A 20,471-nucleotide genomic window follows, 5' to 3' on the forward strand; every position below is an offset into this window, starting at 1 on the left:
ATAACATATAATTATCCAAACGGTAGCATACACTACTAAAATTCCATTAAAAAAAGGTTAAGAAAAGCCTCAGGATATGAAACCGAAAAGAGAGTTGCGGCGCTTCGTGCCGCAGCTCTCTTTTCGGTTTTGGGACTATAGCTATGATTAGCCAGCAGTCAATGGACGGTAAGTTCTGTAATTGATATCGGGAAATATATTGTCAATATATTCAATTTTTTCTAGCCAGCCAGCATCGATTGTGCCAGCTTCAATATCATCAAATAGTTTTTCCAACCGCATTAAGTGCGATCGCGTCCTTCTAATTGCATAGGGAACCATCGTGCCAGTTCGCATAATAAAAGCCCAATCAGATGACTGTGCTAAAAGCAACTCACGCGCAGCTTGATTTAATGCCCGCCATTCTAACTCGTCAACAGGCTCACGATAGGACAAATGAATCATCCTCTCCGCACCTTTATGCAGATGTTGATAAACCCAAGCATTCGTCTCATTGAGCCAGTATTCATGGAATCCCTTATAGCCCCAACTAGATTGAGCAGGACGAGATACTTGTTGGGTTGGATTGCCACGTAGATAGTCTGCAAGATGCGTCATCTCAAAAGTGGTTTGATCGTAATGAGACTTACGAATCAGAAAATCAATAAACCAAGGCCCCTCATACCACCAATGCCCAAACAATTCTGCATCATAAGGAGATACCACAAGTGGCGGGCGCCCCATCATGTCATGAAGATAGCCGATCTGACTTTCACGATTTTGCATGAAATTAGTCGCATGTTCAGCTGCTTTCTCCTTTGCCCAATATGGATCATAAAGCTGCTTTGCATCTAGCCCAAAATCACTTCCTGTAATGCGGTGATACTTGACACCTGTATTTTTGCGCTGACCGTTAGGCATGATAAACGGCTTGATATATTCATACTCTGCCTCCCATCCTAAGTCTTTATAAAATTCTCGATAAACAGCATTCCCAGGGTAGCCAACTTTTGATGACCATACCTGCTGTGATGACTCATGATCGCGGGCAAATGCAGCCACGCCTGTCTCTGTAAAAATAGGTGCATATGTCCCAAAGCGAGGTCGGGGCTGACCATACAAAAGCCCATGCCCATCAGTCAGAAAATAGCGCAATCCTACATCCGCCAATAATCTCTCTAGACCATCGTAATACGCACATTCTGGCAACCAAATTCCATTGGGCGCTCGTCCAAACTCTTGGGTGTAATGTTCTACGGCGACTTCTAATTGTGCCCAGACGGCCTCTGGATACATTTTCATCAGTGGCAAATAGCCATGCGTCGCGCCACAAGTGATGATCTCAAGGTTATTTGTATCCTGAAACTGTTTGAATGCAGTTATAAGATCGCCACCATATTTTTCCCAAGTTTCGCGAGTTTCGGCAAATTCTTTAACGTAATACTCAGCAAGATACTTGACATGACCATTATGTTCATTGCGAATTACTTCAAGTTCAACTAATTGCTGTAGCATCGCTAGATGCTTGTCATAACGTTCTTGCAGAAGTGGATCGCGAAGCATTGATACAAGTGGCGGTGTCATGCTCATGGTCATTTTGAAATCAATGCCATCTCGCCTAAGTCCCTCGTAGACTTTGATGAGGGGAATATAAGTCTCGGTGATCGCCTCATATAGCCATTCTTCTTCAAGTACGTAGTCGCTTTCGGGATGGCGGACGTAAGGCAGGTGAGCGTGTAAGACCAGCGCGAGATATCCAATGCTCATAGATCTTCTTTTCCTAAAAAGTCTTTAAATTAGCCGATAGTGCTAAAAATGGCAGAATTTCGATATCCCGACAGACAACGCTATATGTTGCCTATTTTGATATTGAGATCTACTCATTAGTTTGACAACTGGTTTCAAGCAAATAAAGTACGTTAAAGCTGGTCTACCCTAATTTTAAAGATGGGTAGGGTCTCTGTACATTATGTGATGCTGATGAAAGCTGTTATCTACAAATGTGATTTCATTTTTTAAGGCATTTTTAAAGTAATTTTAAGCTATTCCTGTACCTAATGTGATTATGTATACATCTTGACAGCAATTCTAATTATGAAAACTATATTGGGGCTTTCAGCGCCGCAGGCGCTGAAAGCCCCAATATAGTTTTTGAAGCAAGTCCGCCGCCGGCGGACTTGTTTCAAAATCAATTTTTATAATGAGCATTGATGACATATTTGGCGATTGATCGCTATACATGAAAATTAAGTAAGGAGATCGCTATGGAATCTAGATGAGCCTATCTCATCTAAAAACTCTAACCAAAAGATAAAAAAATCCTGTAAATCACCAACTTGAGATTTATTTTGTAAATTTTTTCCAGCAAATTGTTAAAAAATGATTACATAATGAGACAAAGCAATTTCAATCGTTAAATGCAGTAAATAAGAGCAAAGTGGAGATATTAAGAGCTAACCACTATGAAAAACTATAATAGCTGCTATTGCTATCTGTGGAGATGAGAGATACCTTAGGAACTCGAATTAAGCAAAATCATTTTGTAGACTCAAAAAAGAGATCGATTCGGAAATAAGGTTTTCAACAAAAACTATCTTTAGGTATAGTTAAGTACAAATTGATTTTTTAAAGATTTTGCAAGATTATTTTACCAAACTGATGGTTGACAAAACTATTCTTTATATGCATCAAGGAGGAAGAATTACTTCAATGCATACAATCTATTTTTTTACTGTTCACCATGAACTTGTTTTAAGGAAAAAAGCAAGGTAACTTATTAATTGTAATTGCTCCTTGAGTTGGGTTAATAGTTTGGCAATTTAAAGCTTAATTATTTAACTCGCTTTATTCTCACACTTGGTTTAATAGGAGCAAAGCTAGTTAAGAGGAGGCAGTTTTTTTGAAAAAGATATCTTCCAAAGACGAGGATCTAACAACTAATGTTTCCCTGACATTGGGTGCAAAGATGTCCTCTTTGAAGGTTCGTCGTTCGCTTGCAGTTTTAGGATTTGCTCTATCCGCTGGGACTGTGGGGGTGTTGGTCAACCAACAAACAGCGAATAATAATCTCAAAGCTTCGCCTGTTGCTGAGTCATCTCGCACCTTGACTGATGTGATGGCACAAAATCAGGATCGCAAATATGAAATGGCAAGAACCGCGATCGCCTCAGGTTCATGGGATAACTCCCAAGGCGTAATTGTCCATGAGGTTCGTGAAGATGAGACCTTATGGAAATTAACTCAAGTTTATCAAGTTGACGCGGCAGCGATCGCTGCTTCAAATAACATAAGTGCAAATACTGAGTTGCAGCCAGGGACAAAGCTGGTAATCCCTCCCGTGAACGGTTTGGTTCACAAGGTTAAATCGGGAGACACTTTAGAAGCTATCTCCAGTTATTACAACGTTCCTAAAAGCGAAATTATTAAGTATACGTCTTTAAGTTCTGGCGACTTTTTGGCTATCGACCAGTCTCTAGTAATTCCAGGAAATGTCTCGACTTTAATGCAAGTTAAAGAAGGTCATGTCAAGAGACAGTTAGTGGCGGAAAAAGAGCGCTTAATGCAGCGTTTGCAGGAATTAGAAGGCAAAAAAGCTTTAGCGACCCTAGCTAGCCACAGTTCTAAGTCAACTGTGGCTGAGAACGAGATCGCGAAGCAGCCAAAGTATACTTCCTACCGAGTTCAGAATGGCGACACAATTGAGACAGTTGCTCGTCGCTACGGGATTACGCAAAAGTCAATCATTGTGGCTAATAAGCTAGAGAACCCTCAATGGTTAGAGCTTAATCAAGAGTTAAAGCTTCCTCAAGAGCGCAACCTACCTTCGACCCAAACAGTCGCATCTGTAAATGAAAAGCCAATCAAGCAGGTTCCATCACCCGTAGCATCCTTGTCTGAGACTACTAGATTAGAGCCTACTAGAGTTGAAGCTGTTAGGGTTACTGCGGCAACACCGATGGTTTTGCCCAAAGATGCAGTAAAAATTGCAGCAGTTAATCGCATTTCTCCTTGGGACGGTTTAATGCAGCTAACTGGAACAGAGGCTTCTACTAATCTGCCAATTGCTCCTGCTCAAGAGCAATCAGCTAGTTTACAAACTAAAGTAACGGCTATGCAACCAAGCTTACCTGTCGCTGGTGAGCCAGCAATTAAGGTTGCAGTTGCGCTTTTCCCGTTTGCGCCCAATCAGCTATTGGGAGAATTAGGCGGGCTTAATAACAATAAGAATCCTGCGATGTCTTCAACGGCGCTTAATTTGCCAGCCAGATCGATCGCAACACCATCGATCCCCGCATCAAGTGCAGCCGAACAGTTCAGTAACAATCGCTCAATTCCCATTGAAGCAAACTCTTCTCAGCCAGTAGCTGAACCGAAGATTCAGTTCTCACCTAGAATTGCGGCGGCGTTATCAGTACCACAGATTCCTACAGCCATGCTTAAGGAGCAGAGAGTCAGTGTGGTTAATACTCCTGTGGAAACATTAAATCAACCAGCAGCCGAGCCAGTTACAAAGCCTGCACCAGTAGCTGCAATCTCGACTCCGGCTATTCCTGTAAATCGAGCAATCGAGCAAAGCAGTAACTCTAACTCCGATCCTGTATCTGTTATACCTCAACCTGCTTCTGAGCCAAACGTTCAGATCCCTGCAAGGCTAGCAGCTAACCTCTCACCAAAAGTGCCTGCGTCAGTTTCTGTCGAGCAACAGACTGGGATCATTGCTCAGCCCAATCAAGTTGCTCTATTACCAGAGCCTGAAGCAAGGATGACTTCTCTGGAAGTAAAGCGTCTGGAATCAGAAGTTGATCAACTTAATGCGAAAGTCCGCGATGCTGAAATTAAGGAAGCATCTCGTAAAGCTGAAGCAGCTAGGATTGCAGCGGCAAATTTAAATGCCTCGCCTAATCCCGATCGCAATTTCGATGGTAATCGTAGCGCGATCGCAAATCCAGGTGATCGTTCAGGAATTTCTCCACAGTTGCCACAACTGACAGCTAGTGCTTACTTGCCTGATGTCCAAGACTATGGACTATCGACTGGGTTTGTCTGGCCCGCAGATGGTGTATTTACCTCTGGATATGGTTGGCGTTGGGGCAGAATTCATGCAGGTATCGACATTGCCGCACCTGTTGGTACTCCAATTTTGGCAGCAGCATCAGGCGTAATTGAGTATGCCACTTGGAATGATGGTGGCTATGGCAATATGATCGATATTCGTCACGCTGATGGCACGATCACCAGATATGCCCACATGAATGAGCTCTATGTCAAAGAAGGTCAAACCGTTAGCCAAGGTCAAACCATTGGCGCAATGGGAAGCACTGGTTTTAGTACTGGCCCTCACCTTCACTTTGAAATACGTCCGAACGGTGGCAGTGCGATCGACCCAATGGCATTCTTAGCTAGTGCCAAAAGATAAAGTTTGATCGTAAATTCGAGTAAAAAGCAAAATAGAGTTGCGGGGCAAAGCGCCGCAACTCTATTTTGCTTTTTACAGACTATAGCTATAGAGCAGTACCAAGAAAATTTAGAGATCACCACAGAGTTTGTATTTTTTCTGCTAAAGTTAGGACAGAAAAAATTCTTCATAAACAAATAGGAAGCGTTGATGGCAACGGACTTAGAGGGCTTAACCGCTCAATTGCAATCTCTAGCAGAACTCGCAACAAAATCAGTTGGAGATGTGCAAACTCCTGAAGAATTAGACCAGTTAAGAGTTGAGTATTTAGGAAAGAAAGGTACTCTTTCTCAGATACTTGGCGCGATGGGTAAATTATCAGCTGAAGAACGTCCTCAAGTTGGCGCGATCGCCAATCAGGTTAAGCAAACATTACAAACTCAGCTAGAAGAACGCAAAACCACAATCCAACAATTATTAATTGCCAAGCGTCTGGAATCAGAAACCCTTGACGTAACAATGCCAGGAATACTACATTCCTATCAAGGTAGACAACACCCAATCCAAAGCACAATTGACCGTATGTTGGACATTTTGGTTGGTTTGGGCTTTACAGTTGCTCAAGGACCAGAAATTGAGACCGATTATTATAACTTTGAAGCCCTAAATACTCCTGCCGACCATCCAGCTCGTGACATGGCAGATACTCTATATTTGAGTGATGGTAAATTACTGCGATCGCAAACTTCCTCAGTACAAATTCACTATATGGAAGAGAATGAACCTCCCTTAAGAATTGCTTGCCCTGGACGTGTCTATCGCAAAGATGAAATTGATGCTACTCACTCACCAATTTTTCATCAAATCGAGCTTTTAGCTGTCGAAGAAGGGCTAACATTTGGAGATCTTAAAGGGACTGTCAAAACCTTTGTTGAAGAACTTTTAGGCGACTGCCCAATTCGCTTTCGACCTAGTTATTTTCCGTTTACCGAACCATCTGCCGAGGTCGATGTGATGTGGAATGGACGATGGCTGGAGCTCGGCGGCTGCGGTATGGTTGATCCCAACGTTTTCAAGGCTGTGGGCTACGATCCTGAGCTAGTCACTGGCTTTGCTTGGGGATTTGGCGTAGATCGTGTTGCTATGGTTTTGCATAAAATAGATGATATCCGCCGTCTATTCACAAGTGATTCACGCTTCCTGCGCCAGTTCTAAGAGTCTGTTAAATAAGATCTATGATTAATTGTTTATTTTTTAAGTAAGATCATATGCAGAAATTCTTAGCGTCTTTACGAAGCCTAATTAAAGTTACTTCTTTTTGGAAAGAAAATTATGTTTTTCTAAGAGAATTTAAGTATTTTTGGGGTGTAGCAGTCCTTGCAATTATATTTTCATTTTTAGGTGCAATTTTTGAAGGCGCAGCATTAGCTGTGATCAATGCTTTTCTCCAAGTTTTAACTAGCCCTGATAAACCACCCGTCAAATTGGTGTTTGAGTGGCTGAATCTATGGGTGTTTGGTGCACAATCTAACACAAGCGATCGCCTGCTTCGCCTTGGGCTATTAGTGATATGTTTAGCTTGGCTGCGATCGCTTTTCGCCTATTTAGGCCCAGTTTATGCCCAATTAACTGACGCATCCTTTGCTGACCGAATGAGGAAGTCCATGTTTGAGCAATTAATCAGCTTAAATCTCGGTTACTATTCTCAGACGAGATCGGGCGATTTAATAAACATCCTCAATAGTGAGATTGCCACTATTCAGAGAGGTTTTGGTGCTGCCTCTGCCTTTGCAATTAGAGTTTCAACGCTGCTTGTTTATATTGTGGCAATGTTTTTGATATCTTGGCAACTATCGATTATATCTCTAGCGCTTTTTGGAATGCTCTCCGTAATCATATCCAGTTTCGTGGCTCGCGTAAGGGAAGCGAGTTTTCCAGTATCACAGGCTGGTGCAGATTTTACGTCTACAGGCATTGAATTGATTAGCGCCATGCGAACAATCAAGACATCCTCTACACAGAATTTTGAGAGGACTCGCTTTTATAAGGTTTCTGAACAAGTCAAACAGGCATTATATCGACTAAATAAATCTGGCAATATGATTCGTCCTCTATCCGAGGCAATTTCTACAACGATTTTAATCTCTGTGATTGTTACTGCTTTTAACATTTTTGTGGTGAGTGGTCAGTTGCAAACTGCTTCTCTACTTACTTTTATGTTTGTTCTATTTAGAATGATGCCTCTAGTTGAGCAAGTAAATGGATTAAGAGTTGAACTAGGCAGTTATGGAGGGTCGATTGCTAAGATCAAAGGGATTTTAGCAACGGAAGATAAGATTTATCTAAAGGATGGGGAATTAGAGTTTACAGCTCTAAAGAATTCGATTGATTTCTTTTCTGTTGACTTTAGTTATAATGCCTTAGACAATCCTGTATTACATGATATTAATTTGTCAATTAAGCGGGGGCAAACAACCGCTTTGGTGGGTACTTCTGGGGCGGGGAAGACGACCTTAGCTGATCTAATTCCGAGGTTGTATGATCCGACAAATGGAATGATTTTTATCGATGGAATTGATTTAAAGGATCTAAAAATTAGTTCACTGCGCAACCGAATGGCTATAGTTAGTCAAAGTACATTTATTTTCAATGCTTCAGTGCGATATAACATTGCCTATGGAGTTGATGACATTGACGAAGATCTTGTGGTAAAGGTGGCGGAGCAAGCCAATGCTCTTGACTTTATTTTAGATATGCCACAAGGCTTTGATACTGTACTAGGCGATCGCGGTGTACGATTGTCAGGTGGTCAATGTCAAAGAATTGCGATCGCCCGTGCTTTACTCCGCAAACCAGATATTTTGATCTTAGATGAAGCGACAAGTGCGCTGGATTCTGTAACGGAACGTTTGATTCAAGAATCACTTGATCGTCTATCCAAGGGATGTACTGTAATTGCGATCGCCCATCGTCTTTCGACTATAGTTCGAGCGGATAAAGTGGTTGTGATTGAGAAAGGTAGAATAGTTGAGCAAGGAAAATATCAAGAACTAATTGAAAGGAAAGGAGCACTATGGAAATACCATCAGATGCAAAATTCTTCTGAGCAAGGCTAATCCCAAGTAAAATTTAAATGTATGAAAGAACAAAATGTTGCTCCTACAAAGGAACTAATAATTGAAGCTGGGAGAACAGAGAAGCAATATTGGGGAGATTTGTGGCGCTATCGAGAACTATTTTATTTTTTAGCATGGCGCGATATTTTAGTGCGCTACAAGCAAACCGCGATCGGGATTACTTGGGCATTGATTAGACCATTTTTGACTATGGTCGTGTTCACTGTAGTTTTTGGACAGTTAGCTAAATTACCTGATCAAGGAGTACCTTATCCAATTCTTGTTTTTGCAGGAATGCTCCCTTGGCAGTTTTTTTCTAATGCATTGGGTGAATGCAGCAACAGTTTAGTTGGAAATGCAAATTTGATTTCTAAGGTGTACTTTCCTCGATTGATTGTGCCGACTAGTGCTGTGATCGTGAGTTTTGTGGATTTCTTGATTTCAGGGATGATTCTTTTTGGATTAATGGCATATTATAGCTTTGTCCCTGATTGGCGCATTTTGACTTTGCCAATTTTTGTTCTGATAGCCTTTGCGGCTTCGATGGGCGTAGGTTTATGGTTAGCGGCGCTGACTGTACAGTATCGAGACTTTCGGTTTGTTGTACCTTTTATCATCCAATTTGGGCTGTATATTTCTCCTGTTGGTTTTAGTAGCAGTATTGTTCCAGACCAATGGCGGTTGCTATATTCCATCAACCCAATAGTAGGTGTGATTGATGGTTTCCGTTGGGCAATTTTAGGGGGTGAATCTAAGCTTTATTTACCGGGCTTTATTCTATCTTTGGCACTTGTTTTGTTGTTTCTTTGGAGTGGTATTTGGTATTTTCGCAAAATGGAACGAACGTTTGCTGATGTTATCTAATTGTTAAGAACTAAACCTCAAAAAAGCAAAGCGACCGCTACATGGGCGCTTTGCTTTTTTTGGGTTTAAGCGTTCTTCTGTTGATTTACTTAGTAATCGTATGGGTTTTTTGGTTCAGCGATCGCAGTTATATTACTCGCGACGATCACAACTTGGCGCTTACCGTTGGAGGTTTCCACATCGGCTTGACCTTCTATTTGTAACCAGCGATCGGGTGGATAGATAGAACGGCTTTCGGTAATCTTGACTGGCAAGCTGACAGGATATACATCCGCAGCACAGCAGGTAATCACAAACCGCGTAATCAGAAACATATTGTCTGGCTGATCGGGAGCATGGACAACAAAGCCTGTAAGTTTTACCTTCTGCCCCTTATAGGCATCAGGCTCAGGATAGGCGCTGATTGTACGCACCCATTCTACAAGAGTCCGCTCTTCGGGACGGTTACTAGAGCGAAATGATTTAGGAATAGTTCTGGCATCAGCAATGTTGTCAATTACGCCACGATGAATTGCTTTTTCGCTAGTGAAAGGGCGAGGATTGATACATAAAGCGACGATCGCTACTATTAAAAGTAAACTACTGCTCAAGGATGGCTTGATCAATGCCACATGTTGCTGAGTATTGGTATAACCTTGCCGCCGCTTTGCTACGCGCCAAGCCTCTGCTATGCCAACAACAGTTAGTCCTATGCCAGCACTTATGGTTAGGGGAATATAATTGGGATGGACTAAGAGATATAGCTGTCCAGCAAGCCATAGCTTCAGTAGCGTGATTCCCCAAGCCGCGATCGCACAGGATTCTAGCCAAGGTGAGAACTTTTGCCAGTACTTATTTATAAGCGACGAATTCGCGGAACGAGATGGCATGGAGTAGGACTGCTAAATGGTTACTAGTTTGTATCTTATACCAATTCTCAAAATGGCGTTGCCATTTTGAGAATTGGTATGACAGCACTTTTTGGGATACTGATTAGATTTTATTCAAAAGAATAATTTGTTGTTTTTGAAGCGATCGCACATCTTCTAAACTTGCATCTACAGACTGTAAGATCTGAGCAACAGTTTGCTGTTTAGTTTGGTTTTCGTCACAAGCTAGCAAAAACTTCCATGCAGCATCACCAATTTTCGCAAGTTGATAATTATAGTCAAAGAAGTTAGGACTATCTTTCCAGCCATATATGCAGGGACTAGGCTCAGGAATTACTGGGAGAAGATCCGCATCAAGTTCCCAAGTTTGCTTAGGAATTGGAGGACGTGCCAAAAAGAACTCATAATGAGAGATTGTCTGGGGATCGAGAACTTCAATGAGTCGGTAGCGCTGACGTTCTGTAAGATGTTGCGATCGCTCTATTAGGTCTGGAACTTTGCCAATTAAGCGATCTAAATCCCAGACATGTGGATTAGAAAAACCAAGAAATTCCAAACCCGATGCATCAATTAATTCAAACAGCGTATTAACGTTGTAATCAATTTCTTGAGGATGCACATACATATCAGCAAAACAAGCATCCTGAGTATTTTCCATTGACCATCGTTCTTTCTCACGACGACTTAGAGCATTAGTCTCAGGAAGGTTCGCAAATAGCTCTCGCCCAATTTTTACGCCATCGACATAATCTCCACGTTTGTCACCTTGCAATAGAGAGATCGCCTCTTGCATCAGTCTGATTTCCCATCGTCCTAATTCGCCATAGACAAAGATATGCAACAATCCCCCAGGAGCCAGCTTATTTGCCAAAGCTTGAATTCCCCGAATCGGATCGGATGTATGGTGAAGCACTCCCACTGAGTTGATTAAATCAAATTCGCCTTCAAGTTGATCGGCATCAAATAAGCTGAGATGATGGAATTCGACTCTGGTTGCTCCCGATCTTTTACAGCGTTCCTTGGCAACTGCGAGAGTTCCTTCACTGAGATCAATTCCAACTACATGCGCGTCAGGATTCAGGTGGACTAGATATTCTGTACTAACTCCCGATCCACAACCAGCATCAAGAATCCGAATATTGTCTGTTGCAGGCTTTTGCCCAGTACAAAAACTATAAGCTGCTTGCCAATTCCAGCGCCAGTTATACCCTGGTGGTGGCTCATCCAAGATTGGCTCTGGCGGGAAAGGATAAGTATTATAGAGACTGGCTACGGCGGCGCTAACTTTGGGATCAGACATGGTATTCGGGAGTTTTTCCTTCAAAAAAGACTGCTAGCATATTAACCTAAGCTTGTCCTCTCTTAAAACCTGCCATCATCTCTAGTCTAGGGAATGCACTAGTTGCAGTATTGACGACAGGATTAGGATCTTGCAGCGCTGTTTTTAAACCTTGCACACCTTCGGGTGACAATGGCTTCTCAGGATGATCACCACTTGCGCGATCGCCTTCGCAGCACTTCCTCTCACGGTTACATTGTCACTATGCAGCATAGCTTGCACCATAGGCTTTGTCATCAAAATGGATGCGGCGCTTCACTCTTCATCCCATTTTGATGAAAGGGGCAAAGTGACCCTGTACTGATTGAATTTAGCGATAAGATCAATCAGGCTGTTCTTTGGAGTAGCTCTAGGATCACTTTTAGGATGTTTTGCGATGGCTCCCGTTCGTTTGTGTGGCATTACCAAGAAATTTGGACAAAATATAGTTCTTCGTGAGATTGACCTAGAAGTGCAAGATCGGGAGTTTATGGTATTGGTGGGGCCATCGGGCTGTGGCAAAAGTACTTTGTTACGGCTGATTGCAGGATTGGAGGAAGTGACTGACGGCTCTATATATTTGGGCGATCGCCAAATTAATCATTTGCCGCCCAAGGTACGTGATATCGCGATGGTTTTTCAAAGTTATGCGCTTTATCCTCACATGACTGTATATAACAATATTGCTTTTGGTTTGAGGCGACAGCGATCGCGCCAATTAGCTTCTTGGTTTATGCCTCTGCCCAAAAAACAACGCGCAGAAATTGATCAGAGGGTGCAACAAGTTGCCGAGTCTTTGCAAATCTCTCATTTACTCGATCGCAAACCTAAAGAATTATCGGGCGGTCAAAAACAACGGGTTGCTCTAGGTCGAGCGATCGCCCGAAGCCCGCAAGTTTTTTTGATGGATGAGCCGTTATCCAATCTCGATGCTCAGTTACGCAGTGATACACGATCGCAAATTGTGCAGTTACAAAAGCAGTTGCAGGTAACCACGATTTATGTGACTCACGATCAAGTAGAAGCGATGACAATGGGCGATCGGATTGTGGTTTTAAATAAAGGTGATATTCAGCAAGTAGATACACCACTGAATATCTATCGCAAACCCGCAAATCAATTTGTCGCTGGATTTATGGGTTCGCCACCGATGAATTTTCTGTCCGTAAAAGTTGATGCTAATGGATGTTTGCAAGGAGAAAGTTTGCTCAAGCCAATTTCTATTAATGAGTTCTCAATCAAAGAAATTGATTGCGATCGCCCATTTATATTAGGATTTCGTCCCGAAGATTTGCAACCTGCAACGGCTGATATGGCACATATTGAAGGAACTGTAGAATTAGTAGAAGCTCTCGGCTCAGAAACAATTGTGCTATTAAGGCTACAAGATAGCGAATTGCGGGCGCGAGTTTCAGCGGATATTGGTTTAGAACATCATTGGCAAATTGGCGATCGCAGTTTCTGGCGATTTGATTTAAATAAGCTCTATGGATTTAATGCAGAGTCAGGCGTTACTTTGCATCATCCTTACAGCAAGATTTAGCTTTTACCAAATGGAGGCTAAATCTAGAACAAATTCGGGTAATACGGTTTCGCCAGAAAGCGTAATTGGTGATTGGAGAATTTCCACTGGTTGTCCAATGCGATAAATTTCAACTTGGCGATCGCGACGATTGATCAGCCAGCCTAGTCTTGCGCCGTTGTCTTGATATTCTTGCATTTTGGCTTGGACGGTGGACAAGATATCGGTTCTCGACATTAACTCGATCACGAAATCTGGACAAATTGGTGCAAATTTAGATTGTTGTTCTGGAGTTAGCGCATCCCATCTCTCTTTTAATATCCAACAAGCATCAGGCGATCGCATTGCACCATTAGGCAATATAAAGCCCTTGGAAGAACCAAATGTAAAGCCTAGTTTTTTCTGTTGATTCCAAAGCCAGAGGTAACCATTTACGTCAGAACTACGCATTCCTGTATCACTACCTTCGGGAGCCATGATCGTAATATCTCCTTGAGCGCTACGCTCGAATCTTAAATCGCGATTTTTTTTGCAGAGTTGAAAGAACTTTTCTTCGGTCAGTTCAAATATTGGCTCTAGGCTTATAGTTAGGGCGTTCATAAATAATATTTACCTCTTGCTGCTAGGTATTGCAGATCCCAATTTTCATTATGACAGAATTATCAGAACAACCCAATAGGCGATCGCATTCTAATCATCGGGAAATTGCCAGCACATAATCCGTTCGACACTTTTGGAGCCACATCGACAGGCTTCGGCATGGGATGCGACCCATTCATAATCGCATTTGCGACAGTGATGTAGGACATTATTGATGTTAGCGGCGGCAATGCGATCGCGTCCTGCTTTTAGTTCTTCAGGTGTGAGGACAGATTCAGGATCATTTGCCTCAGTCATTATTTCCACAATATCTGTATTGGATAATTATTGAAAGATTGGTCGCAACCGACGATAGTTAAATTGTTGCTGATTGCCTGTGAAATTATCATTCGATCAAATGGATCTCCATGATGTAAGGGAAGATTTTTATAAATCTTCGTATCGGCAAAGGTAATTGATAAAATCTCGATTTGTAATGAATTTAAAACATCTAATAAATCATCAAATTGGTTTTGCAGCGTAAGTTGATTTTTACCAGTTTTGATTGCAATTTCCCAAAGGCTAATAATACTCAGATATACTTTGTCGGCTGACAGTTCGATCGCTTCTCTAGCTTTTTCGGTTAACTTTGAGTTGCCATCGATATACCAGATGAACGTATGCGTATCTAAAAGTATGTTCATGTTTACATATACTCTTCAAATTCTGCCATTGGCGCATCAAAATCGTCGGACATGGTAATTTTTCCTTGCCAAATACCAAATCCATCGCGATTTTTAGTCTTTTTCTCTTCCAAAACTTCTATGCTGCTATTATTTTGCTTGGCATAGTTACTTTTCAGAAACTCAATATAATGAAACACTTCTATCTGTAGAGAATGGGGCAGTTGCTTTAGGCTTTCTTCAATATTTTGGAAGGTTGTTGTTTGCAGCACGATCACGCCTCCTTGCTAACTTTAACTAAAAATATCATAACTTTGTTTCATAGCGTTTGGCGAATCTAGCTAAGCTGAAATCAGTTGCAGGGTTTGTTGATTTTGTAGATACTCTAAGACCAATAATCTGAGATAGTCCAACATACAGATATATGACTGCATCTGTGGATAATGCGATCGCGCTTCGCTATAAAGTTGAACGATGAGATGATTGTTAAATACGCTTAGTTGTTGTAGTTCGGCGATCGCTTGGCGATCGTTTTTTAAACTTCCTGATGCGGCGATTTGGCTGGCATAGCCTTGAATACTTACTGTCAGTAATTCAATTTCTTCTAATGGGGTAAATTCTGCTTTAGAATTGGAGAAATTTTTGGCAATTTGTTTGCGTTCTAGTTTGGTGTTTTGATAGTTCACGGTTAACTGCTCTAGGAGTTGAGCAATATAGTTTTGTTGAGATGTTAATTGATTTTGATTTTGTGCCATTTTAGGGACTTTGGGTTAGGAAGTCGGCTGGGGTGAGAATCTGGATATCTCTAAAGGGATGTAGAACTAACAAGTCGCGATCGCCTGTGATCAAATAGTCAGCTTTGCCATTGACTGCCACTTCTAGAAATTTATCGTCTTTGCGATCGCGACAAACACTAATCGTTTCTCTAATTTCTATGATTTCTGCATCGGCAAAAAACTTGGCAACAAATTTTATACGCTCTTCCATTGAGAAATATTTTTCAAATTTCTTGCGACTTAGAATTTCTTCTAATTCTCGAACTGTTGCTGAAGATACTAAAATTTTACCTGTGGCATAAGCAAGGTTAAATGCTTGTCTTGGCAAAGAACGGGGAAACATCAAAGCGCTGACAATAACATTCGTGTCAAAGACAAGCCGATTAGTCTTCATTAGCAAGGATTGATTCGAGGATTTCTGGAGTTAATCCATTCTTTTCAGCTTGATAGCCAATATCATCCATAATTTGCATTAGAGATATGTCCTCTAACTCTTTTAAGATTTCTTCGGGTAAAGGTTTGTCAAGGTTTTGCTGAATAGAAAATTCGCCAGCGTGGAGGGCATGAGGTTTTGGTGCAGTTAGTGGTTTATTTTGTTGTCTGCGAGTTTGTACGAATAGCAAGAAGTCAAAAAGCTCTTCTACTAGTTCTTCGGGAACATGGGATATTTCTTGAATGAGTTTTTCTCTGGTGGTCATTTGTTTGTTCTCTTAGTTATTTGTATCTATAACAAATCTCGGTTTAGTAATCGTCTTCATTCAATATTTCATCAAGGATCTCTTGGGTTAGCCCTTTGGCTTTGGCTTGTGTTTGCATTTCTTGAATGGTGTCTTCTAAAGATCGAGTGTTCATGATTTGTTTGAACAAAACGTTGAAAGTCAACTGTATTTTTTTACGTTCTGTAGAGCTTGAGTTTTGATATGCTCTAGCAATTTCTGGTTCGACTTCGATGGTGATGGTTTCCATAATTTATCTCCAATTTTTACTTTTTACTTTTTACCTTTTACTTGTCCAAGGATGGCAAGGACAATTTGAGAACCTATATCATTCAATCCTTTGCAGAGAATATCTTCATCACGTTCTCCGTTGAGGATTTGCCGAATCGCATTCAAGAGGATATTTCGACCTTCTGGATCGGCTTCTTGTAATTGAGATTCTAATTGCTGTCTAATCTCGGTATCGTGAACGGCACTCACTACAGCCTCGATAAGCGGGGCGTGTTGGCGTAGCTCGTACTCAGTGGCTGCAAAGTTGGCGCGGGCGGTGCGAGAAAGACGGCGATAGTCCTTTGCTTTGGCTGGATCGCCTTGTTGATCGCTAATCTCTGCCAAAGTGTTGTAAGTCAACCAAATCTGAGCCGCCGCAGGATCGAGGTTTTCCTTAATGGCTAGGGACTCTTCGGCTAACTGTTGGGCTTCGTTGAGGCGATTTGGAAATTGTTGGAGTAAATAGGCAAGGTTACTGAGTGCTAAAGAAGCATTGATACGATCGCCTGTCGGTATAAACCCCTCATAAATCGCCTTCCGATACCATGCCTCCGCCTCCGTCAGTTTCCCAGCACCTTTACTCACGTTTGCCAAGTTATTCCAAGTCGTTGCTGCTCCATTTGTTCCACCAATTAAGCCCTGTGCTTCCTTAATCTGGGCGGACTGGCGATAAGCTTGCTCTGCGGCTTCCCATTGGCGAGATTTTTCAAAGGTAATGCCCAACTGATGCCATGCGGTTGCTACTAATGAGGGTTCGTTGAGTTGCTGAAAGATTTGCAGTGCTTCTTGATAGCGTTGGGCGGCTTCGGTGAGGTTGTTCTGCACTAGTTCCAAAGTTCCAAGTTGGTTTTGTACAACGGCTATTTGACGGTTATCTTTCTGTTCTTGAGAAATCTCTAACGATGCCTCGTAGGACTCACGGGCGCGATCGTAGTCCCCAATATGTCTCAACACATCCCCTAAATCTGACTGTAATGCGCCCATCTGTCGCTTCACGCTGTTATTTTTCTCTAGCAGTCCCGCCACCTCTAATGCAAGGCGATAGGTTGCCGCCGCCCGTTCTGGCTGTCCCATTGACTCATAGCAACGTCCGAGTCTGTTGAGCGTGATACAGCGCTCATAGCTAGGAGTCGCGCCCAAGCCTCCCAAAATCTCCTGAAACACCGCCTCTGCTTCGGCATAGCGTCCTGCATTCTGTAACTGTTCGCCTGTATTACTGCGCGTCAGATACCAAGTTTGGGAGCCAACCTCACCGCCCATGTGTTGCACCATTTCTGTCAAGTCCGCCCGATCTTGATTCAGCCCGAAGTCACCAAGAATGCTGTTAACGTTACGCACAAACTCCACTGCAAAGTTTTCACCTGCTTCGATGCTACCGCGCACTGCATACAGCAAATTCGGTAGTTCTCGTTGAGCTATGGCTCTCGCAGAAAAGGGATTTTTACGATCCTCAACATACAAATAACCCGACAGTTGGTAATAGCGTTGGCGTTGGCGGCTGAAGAGTTGCTGTTGTTCGGGTTCGGTCAGTCGTGACCACATCGCAGGGGCAAGAGTCGGATGAAACTTGAGAAAAGTTTGACCACTTTCCAAAGCTTCAGAGCGAATTAGCCCCGTTGCCTCTAGCTGCGTTCTGAGTTCATTCCATTCCGTTTCCGCAATTTCAGTAATCGCAAGTAGATTAACTTCCAATGCTCCACCCTGAAATACTCCCAACCGCTTAATCCATTCCTGTGCTTCAGGATCGAGCCGACTCACCGACAGATTCAGCGAAGCCAGCAAAGGATTATTGGGAGTATCCGAAACTAACTGCTCTAACTCCCGATGCACCTCTAGCGCCCTTCTTTGCTTCAGTTGCCCCGCCAACAATCCCAACGACAAAGGATGATAGTCCAGCAACTTAAACAACTCCAACAAACCCTCACGGGGCGGCAACCCAAACTGTGGCTCTGGTGGCAACTTAATCAAACTTTGGAAATAGTCCAGCGCATCATTTTCCGACAAACCCCGCAACGGCAAAGGAATATGCTTCAAACTCCCCTGATTGGGATAATCACGATGCTGCAAATCCGCCGCCCTCGTCGTCAGCAACACCCGACTATTTCCCGCCTCCGACCATTCTTTTGCGATGTCGAGCAGGGCTTGATCCCCCCTACCCCCCTTACTAAGCTTACTAAGGGGGGCTTTTTCCGAATCCTCTTTGCCATTGACAAAGGGATCTTGATCGGAATCTTCTTTGCCCCCCTTCACAAGGGGGGGTAGGGGGGATCTAATTGTCTCCAAATTATCCAAAATCACCAACACAGCCTGTTCCCTCAGCGCCCTAGTCGCCGCCGCCCCATCGATCAGATTGGTATCCAACACCGTCGCCAACACACTCACCGCATAACTCACAGGATCGACACCCTGATAATCCGCAAAACTGATAAAACACACCCGCGCAAACATTCCCGTCCGCAACAACCACCGCCCCGCCTCTTCAGCCAGATAGGTTTTCCCCATCCCCCCAAACCCCGAAATCGTAATCCGCCGCGTCCCCCGCACATACGCCCTCTCGATCGCCCACAACTCCCGCGACCTACCCCAAAAACCCGCTTCCTGCACCTCCCGCAGATTCGACCCACTCTTCTCCCCCCTTTCCAAGGGGGGCTGGGGGGGATCAACCACCTGAAACAACGCTCCATCATTCCCCACCTGATACAAAGCAGGTAAAAACCAATCCTGCACCTTCAAAACCACCCGCTCCTTACCCCTTGCGCGATCGCCCCGTTCCTTATTCAGATACAGATCCCGCCGCGCATTTTCCAACGCCTCACCCACACCCTGACCTCGCAGCAAAAAGCCATAAAACTTGCCAAACAACTGCCTCGCCGTCACCGCCAACACCGAATATTGCATCGCCAACACCGACGGCATCCCCGCCTGAGTCAACCGCGCCGCCACACTCCCTAAAGCATCATCACCACCAACAGCCGCCGACTGACAAGCCGACAAAATAATCGCACTCACCCTTTGCCGATTCAGCATATCCCCCAAAGTTTCCGCCGTAATCAGTGCCGATTTGCCCTCACTATCCTCAAACAACAAATAGCCCGTATTCGCCGCCGCCTTTGCATCCGCCTTAGTTGCGGCAACTGGATCGCTCATCTTTGCCCGCTCGTGTAACCTACCATCAGGATCGAACGCCCCATGTCCATCAAAATGCACAATATCCACCGCAGGCAAGCGATCGTCTTCTAAGCGATCGATCAACTTATCCAAAGTCGCAGGACGCAAAAACTCTACGGTTACGCGATCGCCCACATCACCGATCGCTTCCAACAATGCCAATCCTTCTGCCCTTGGATCGAGAAACCCCGCATCACTAGGACGACTAACCACCATCAACACCCGCAATTGTTCTTTAGGATTTACCCGCGCCGCACTGCGTCCACCACCCACACCCGCAAACTTACGCCGAATCGCAATACGCGGATTTTCATGCAATAAATAAGTCCCCTTCGGATCGCGCAACAATTCCCAAGGCAAAGACAAAATAAGCGGATGACTTGCCCCAATGGTTAAAATCTTGCCCCGCCCGTCACTATCCTGAAAATCATTAAACATCCTCGCCGCCGCGCGATCGCTAAAAATCGCCTCAAACAAAGCCTCTCCCCATTTAGGCAACTGCGCCTCAATCCTCTCCGCCCTGCGATCGTCCACATCCATCATGTAATGCGCGGCATAGCTCTCCAAATACCACCGCATCTCAGCGCGATCGCCATCATTCACAGGTGCTTTAAATTCCAGACCATCCGTCTCGCGATCGTCGAACTTGATGACAAAGCGATCGCTACTCGTAAACCGCACATTTAGCTCAATCATCAATAAACCTCATCATGAGTACCAATATCGACAAACACCGCCTTGTCATCATCTGAGAAATAAAATATCACCCTTGCATCGTACTCAATACTAAAGCTCCACATATTTTTCATTTTCCCAGAAAGTTTATGCGTCCTTAATGTTGCCTGAAAAGGATCTTGCTGAAATTGTGCGACCTTTTGCCAAAACCTTGCTTGCAAATCGCTATTTCCTGTAATACGTTTGCGAAAGGCACGCTGAAATGTAGAGCTAAAGGTAACTTCAATCATTAACCTCTACCAACTTTTTCAATTCTTCAATATCAGTAGTAAATGTCAGGTTGCCGTTTTTTTCCTCAGCCACACTAGCTAGATAATTCTGATAGATCTCCTCTCGACGCAACTCAATAGCACTCGATTTCATCAAAAATATTGCCTCAATCGTCGCCCCTTCTGGCAGATCAGAAAATGGAACCTCAATCCGCCCATTTTTACCAACCACAACTTCATACTTAAAAGCATTCATGATTTCTTCCTAAGTT

General features: G+C 43.3%; 19 protein-coding genes and 1 pseudogene. 5 read left to right on the plus strand and 15 right to left on the minus strand.

Annotated features, from left to right (window positions below; all coding sequences use genetic code 11):
• Positions 1-147: 147 nt before the first annotated feature.
• The gene (locus APA_RS10925; protein ID WP_103669579.1) at positions 148-1,746 is read right to left on the minus strand and encodes a glycoside hydrolase family 57 protein; all 1,599 of its coding nucleotides are present in this window, start codon (positions 1,744-1,746) and stop codon (positions 148-150) included.
• A 1,132-nt stretch (positions 1,747-2,878) separates the two neighbouring features.
• Between APA_RS10925 and APA_RS10930 the strand changes: the two genes are divergently transcribed.
• The 4 genes from APA_RS10930 (at position 2,879) to APA_RS10945 (ending at position 9,354) form a co-directional block, all read left to right on the plus strand.
• Positions 2,879-5,395 carry a peptidoglycan DD-metalloendopeptidase family protein gene (locus tag APA_RS10930; RefSeq protein WP_201322312.1) on the plus strand — a complete coding sequence of 839 codons (2,517 nt, stop codon included), beginning with the start codon at positions 2,879-2,881 and terminating at the stop codon, positions 5,393-5,395.
• Between the two features lie 189 nt (positions 5,396-5,584).
• Positions 5,585-6,589 (plus strand): phenylalanine--tRNA ligase subunit alpha, encoded by a 1,005-nt coding sequence (pheS, locus tag APA_RS10935; protein ID WP_201322313.1) that lies wholly within the window; start codon positions 5,585-5,587, stop codon positions 6,587-6,589.
• Between the two features lie 53 nt (positions 6,590-6,642).
• The gene (gene hepA, locus APA_RS10940; RefSeq protein ID WP_201322314.1) at positions 6,643-8,490 is read left to right on the plus strand and encodes a heterocyst formation ABC transporter subunit HepA; all 1,848 of its coding nucleotides are present in this window, start codon (positions 6,643-6,645) and stop codon (positions 8,488-8,490) included.
• 21 nt (positions 8,491-8,511) lie between these two features.
• Positions 8,512-9,354, plus strand: coding sequence for an ABC transporter permease (locus APA_RS10945; RefSeq protein WP_201322315.1), 843 nt, complete (start codon positions 8,512-8,514; stop codon positions 9,352-9,354).
• 89 nt (positions 9,355-9,443) lie between these two features.
• Here the strand turns inward: APA_RS10945 and APA_RS10950 are convergent, their stop codons facing one another.
• The 3 genes and pseudogenes from APA_RS10950 to APA_RS25775 all read right to left on the minus strand — a co-directional run.
• Positions 9,444-10,223: a TIGR03943 family protein gene (locus APA_RS10950; RefSeq protein ID WP_201322316.1), complete on the minus strand. Its 780-nt coding sequence runs from the start codon at positions 10,221-10,223 to the stop codon at positions 9,444-9,446.
• Between the two features lie 103 nt (positions 10,224-10,326).
• The gene (locus tag APA_RS10955) at positions 10,327-11,523 is read right to left on the minus strand and encodes a class I SAM-dependent methyltransferase (RefSeq protein WP_201322317.1); all 1,197 of its coding nucleotides are present in this window, start codon (positions 11,521-11,523) and stop codon (positions 10,327-10,329) included.
• Positions 11,524-11,626: 103 nt separating this feature from the next.
• A pseudogene (locus tag APA_RS25775) lies at positions 11,627-11,790 on the minus strand (HEAT repeat domain-containing protein); the annotation flags it as partial.
• 148 nt (positions 11,791-11,938) lie between these two features.
• Between APA_RS25775 and APA_RS10965 the strand changes: the two are divergent.
• On the plus strand, positions 11,939-13,084 hold the full coding sequence (locus APA_RS10965) for an ABC transporter ATP-binding protein (protein WP_201322318.1): 1,146 nt from the start codon (positions 11,939-11,941) through the stop codon (positions 13,082-13,084).
• 3 nt (positions 13,085-13,087) lie between these two features.
• Here APA_RS10965 and APA_RS10970 read toward each other — a convergent pair whose 3' ends face one another.
• The 11 genes from APA_RS10970 to APA_RS11020 form a co-directional block, all read right to left on the minus strand.
• On the minus strand, positions 13,088-13,663 hold the full coding sequence (locus tag APA_RS10970) for a Uma2 family endonuclease (protein WP_201322319.1): 576 nt from the start codon (positions 13,661-13,663) through the stop codon (positions 13,088-13,090).
• A gap of 90 nt (positions 13,664-13,753) precedes the next feature.
• Positions 13,754-13,960 (minus strand): hypothetical protein, encoded by a 207-nt coding sequence (locus APA_RS10975; protein WP_201322320.1) that lies wholly within the window; start codon positions 13,958-13,960, stop codon positions 13,754-13,756.
• On the minus strand, positions 13,960-14,346 hold the full coding sequence (locus tag APA_RS10980; RefSeq protein ID WP_201322321.1) for a type II toxin-antitoxin system VapC family toxin: 387 nt from the start codon (positions 14,344-14,346) through the stop codon (positions 13,960-13,962). The genes APA_RS10975 and APA_RS10980 overlap by 1 nt, the downstream gene beginning before the upstream one ends.
• Positions 14,347-14,348: 2 nt before the next feature.
• On the minus strand, positions 14,349-14,597 hold the full coding sequence (locus tag APA_RS10985; RefSeq protein WP_236579506.1) for a DUF2281 domain-containing protein: 249 nt from the start codon (positions 14,595-14,597) through the stop codon (positions 14,349-14,351).
• A 69-nt stretch (positions 14,598-14,666) separates the two neighbouring features.
• Positions 14,667-15,080: a hypothetical protein gene (locus APA_RS10990; RefSeq protein ID WP_201322322.1), complete on the minus strand. Its 414-nt coding sequence runs from the start codon at positions 15,078-15,080 to the stop codon at positions 14,667-14,669.
• A gap of 1 nt (position 15,081) precedes the next feature.
• Positions 15,082-15,495 carry a putative toxin-antitoxin system toxin component, PIN family gene (locus APA_RS10995; RefSeq protein ID WP_201322323.1) on the minus strand — a complete coding sequence of 138 codons (414 nt, stop codon included), beginning with the start codon at positions 15,493-15,495 and terminating at the stop codon, positions 15,082-15,084.
• Positions 15,485-15,799, minus strand: coding sequence for a hypothetical protein (locus tag APA_RS11000; RefSeq protein ID WP_201322324.1), 315 nt, complete (start codon positions 15,797-15,799; stop codon positions 15,485-15,487). The genes APA_RS10995 and APA_RS11000 overlap by 11 nt, the downstream gene beginning before the upstream one ends.
• Before the next feature lie 43 nt (positions 15,800-15,842).
• Entirely contained in the window at positions 15,843-16,067 is a 225-nt protein-coding gene (locus APA_RS11005; protein ID WP_201322325.1) for a hypothetical protein, read from the minus strand.
• Positions 16,068-16,090: 23 nt separating this feature from the next.
• Entirely contained in the window at positions 16,091-19,951 is a 3,861-nt protein-coding gene (locus APA_RS11010; RefSeq protein ID WP_201322326.1) for a tetratricopeptide repeat protein, read from the minus strand.
• Complete coding sequence (locus APA_RS11015; protein WP_201322456.1) at positions 19,951-20,217, minus strand: type II toxin-antitoxin system YafQ family toxin; 267 nt, start codon at positions 20,215-20,217, stop codon at positions 19,951-19,953. The genes APA_RS11010 and APA_RS11015 overlap by 1 nt, the downstream gene beginning before the upstream one ends.
• Positions 20,213-20,455 (minus strand): hypothetical protein, encoded by a 243-nt coding sequence (locus APA_RS11020; protein ID WP_201322327.1) that lies wholly within the window; start codon positions 20,453-20,455, stop codon positions 20,213-20,215. The genes APA_RS11015 and APA_RS11020 overlap by 5 nt, the downstream gene beginning before the upstream one ends.
• Positions 20,456-20,471: the final 16 nt, after the last annotated feature.

It is taken from the genome of Pseudanabaena sp. lw0831, assembly GCF_016584665.1.
GTDB lineage: Bacteria > Cyanobacteriota > Cyanobacteriia > Pseudanabaenales > Pseudanabaenaceae > Pseudanabaena.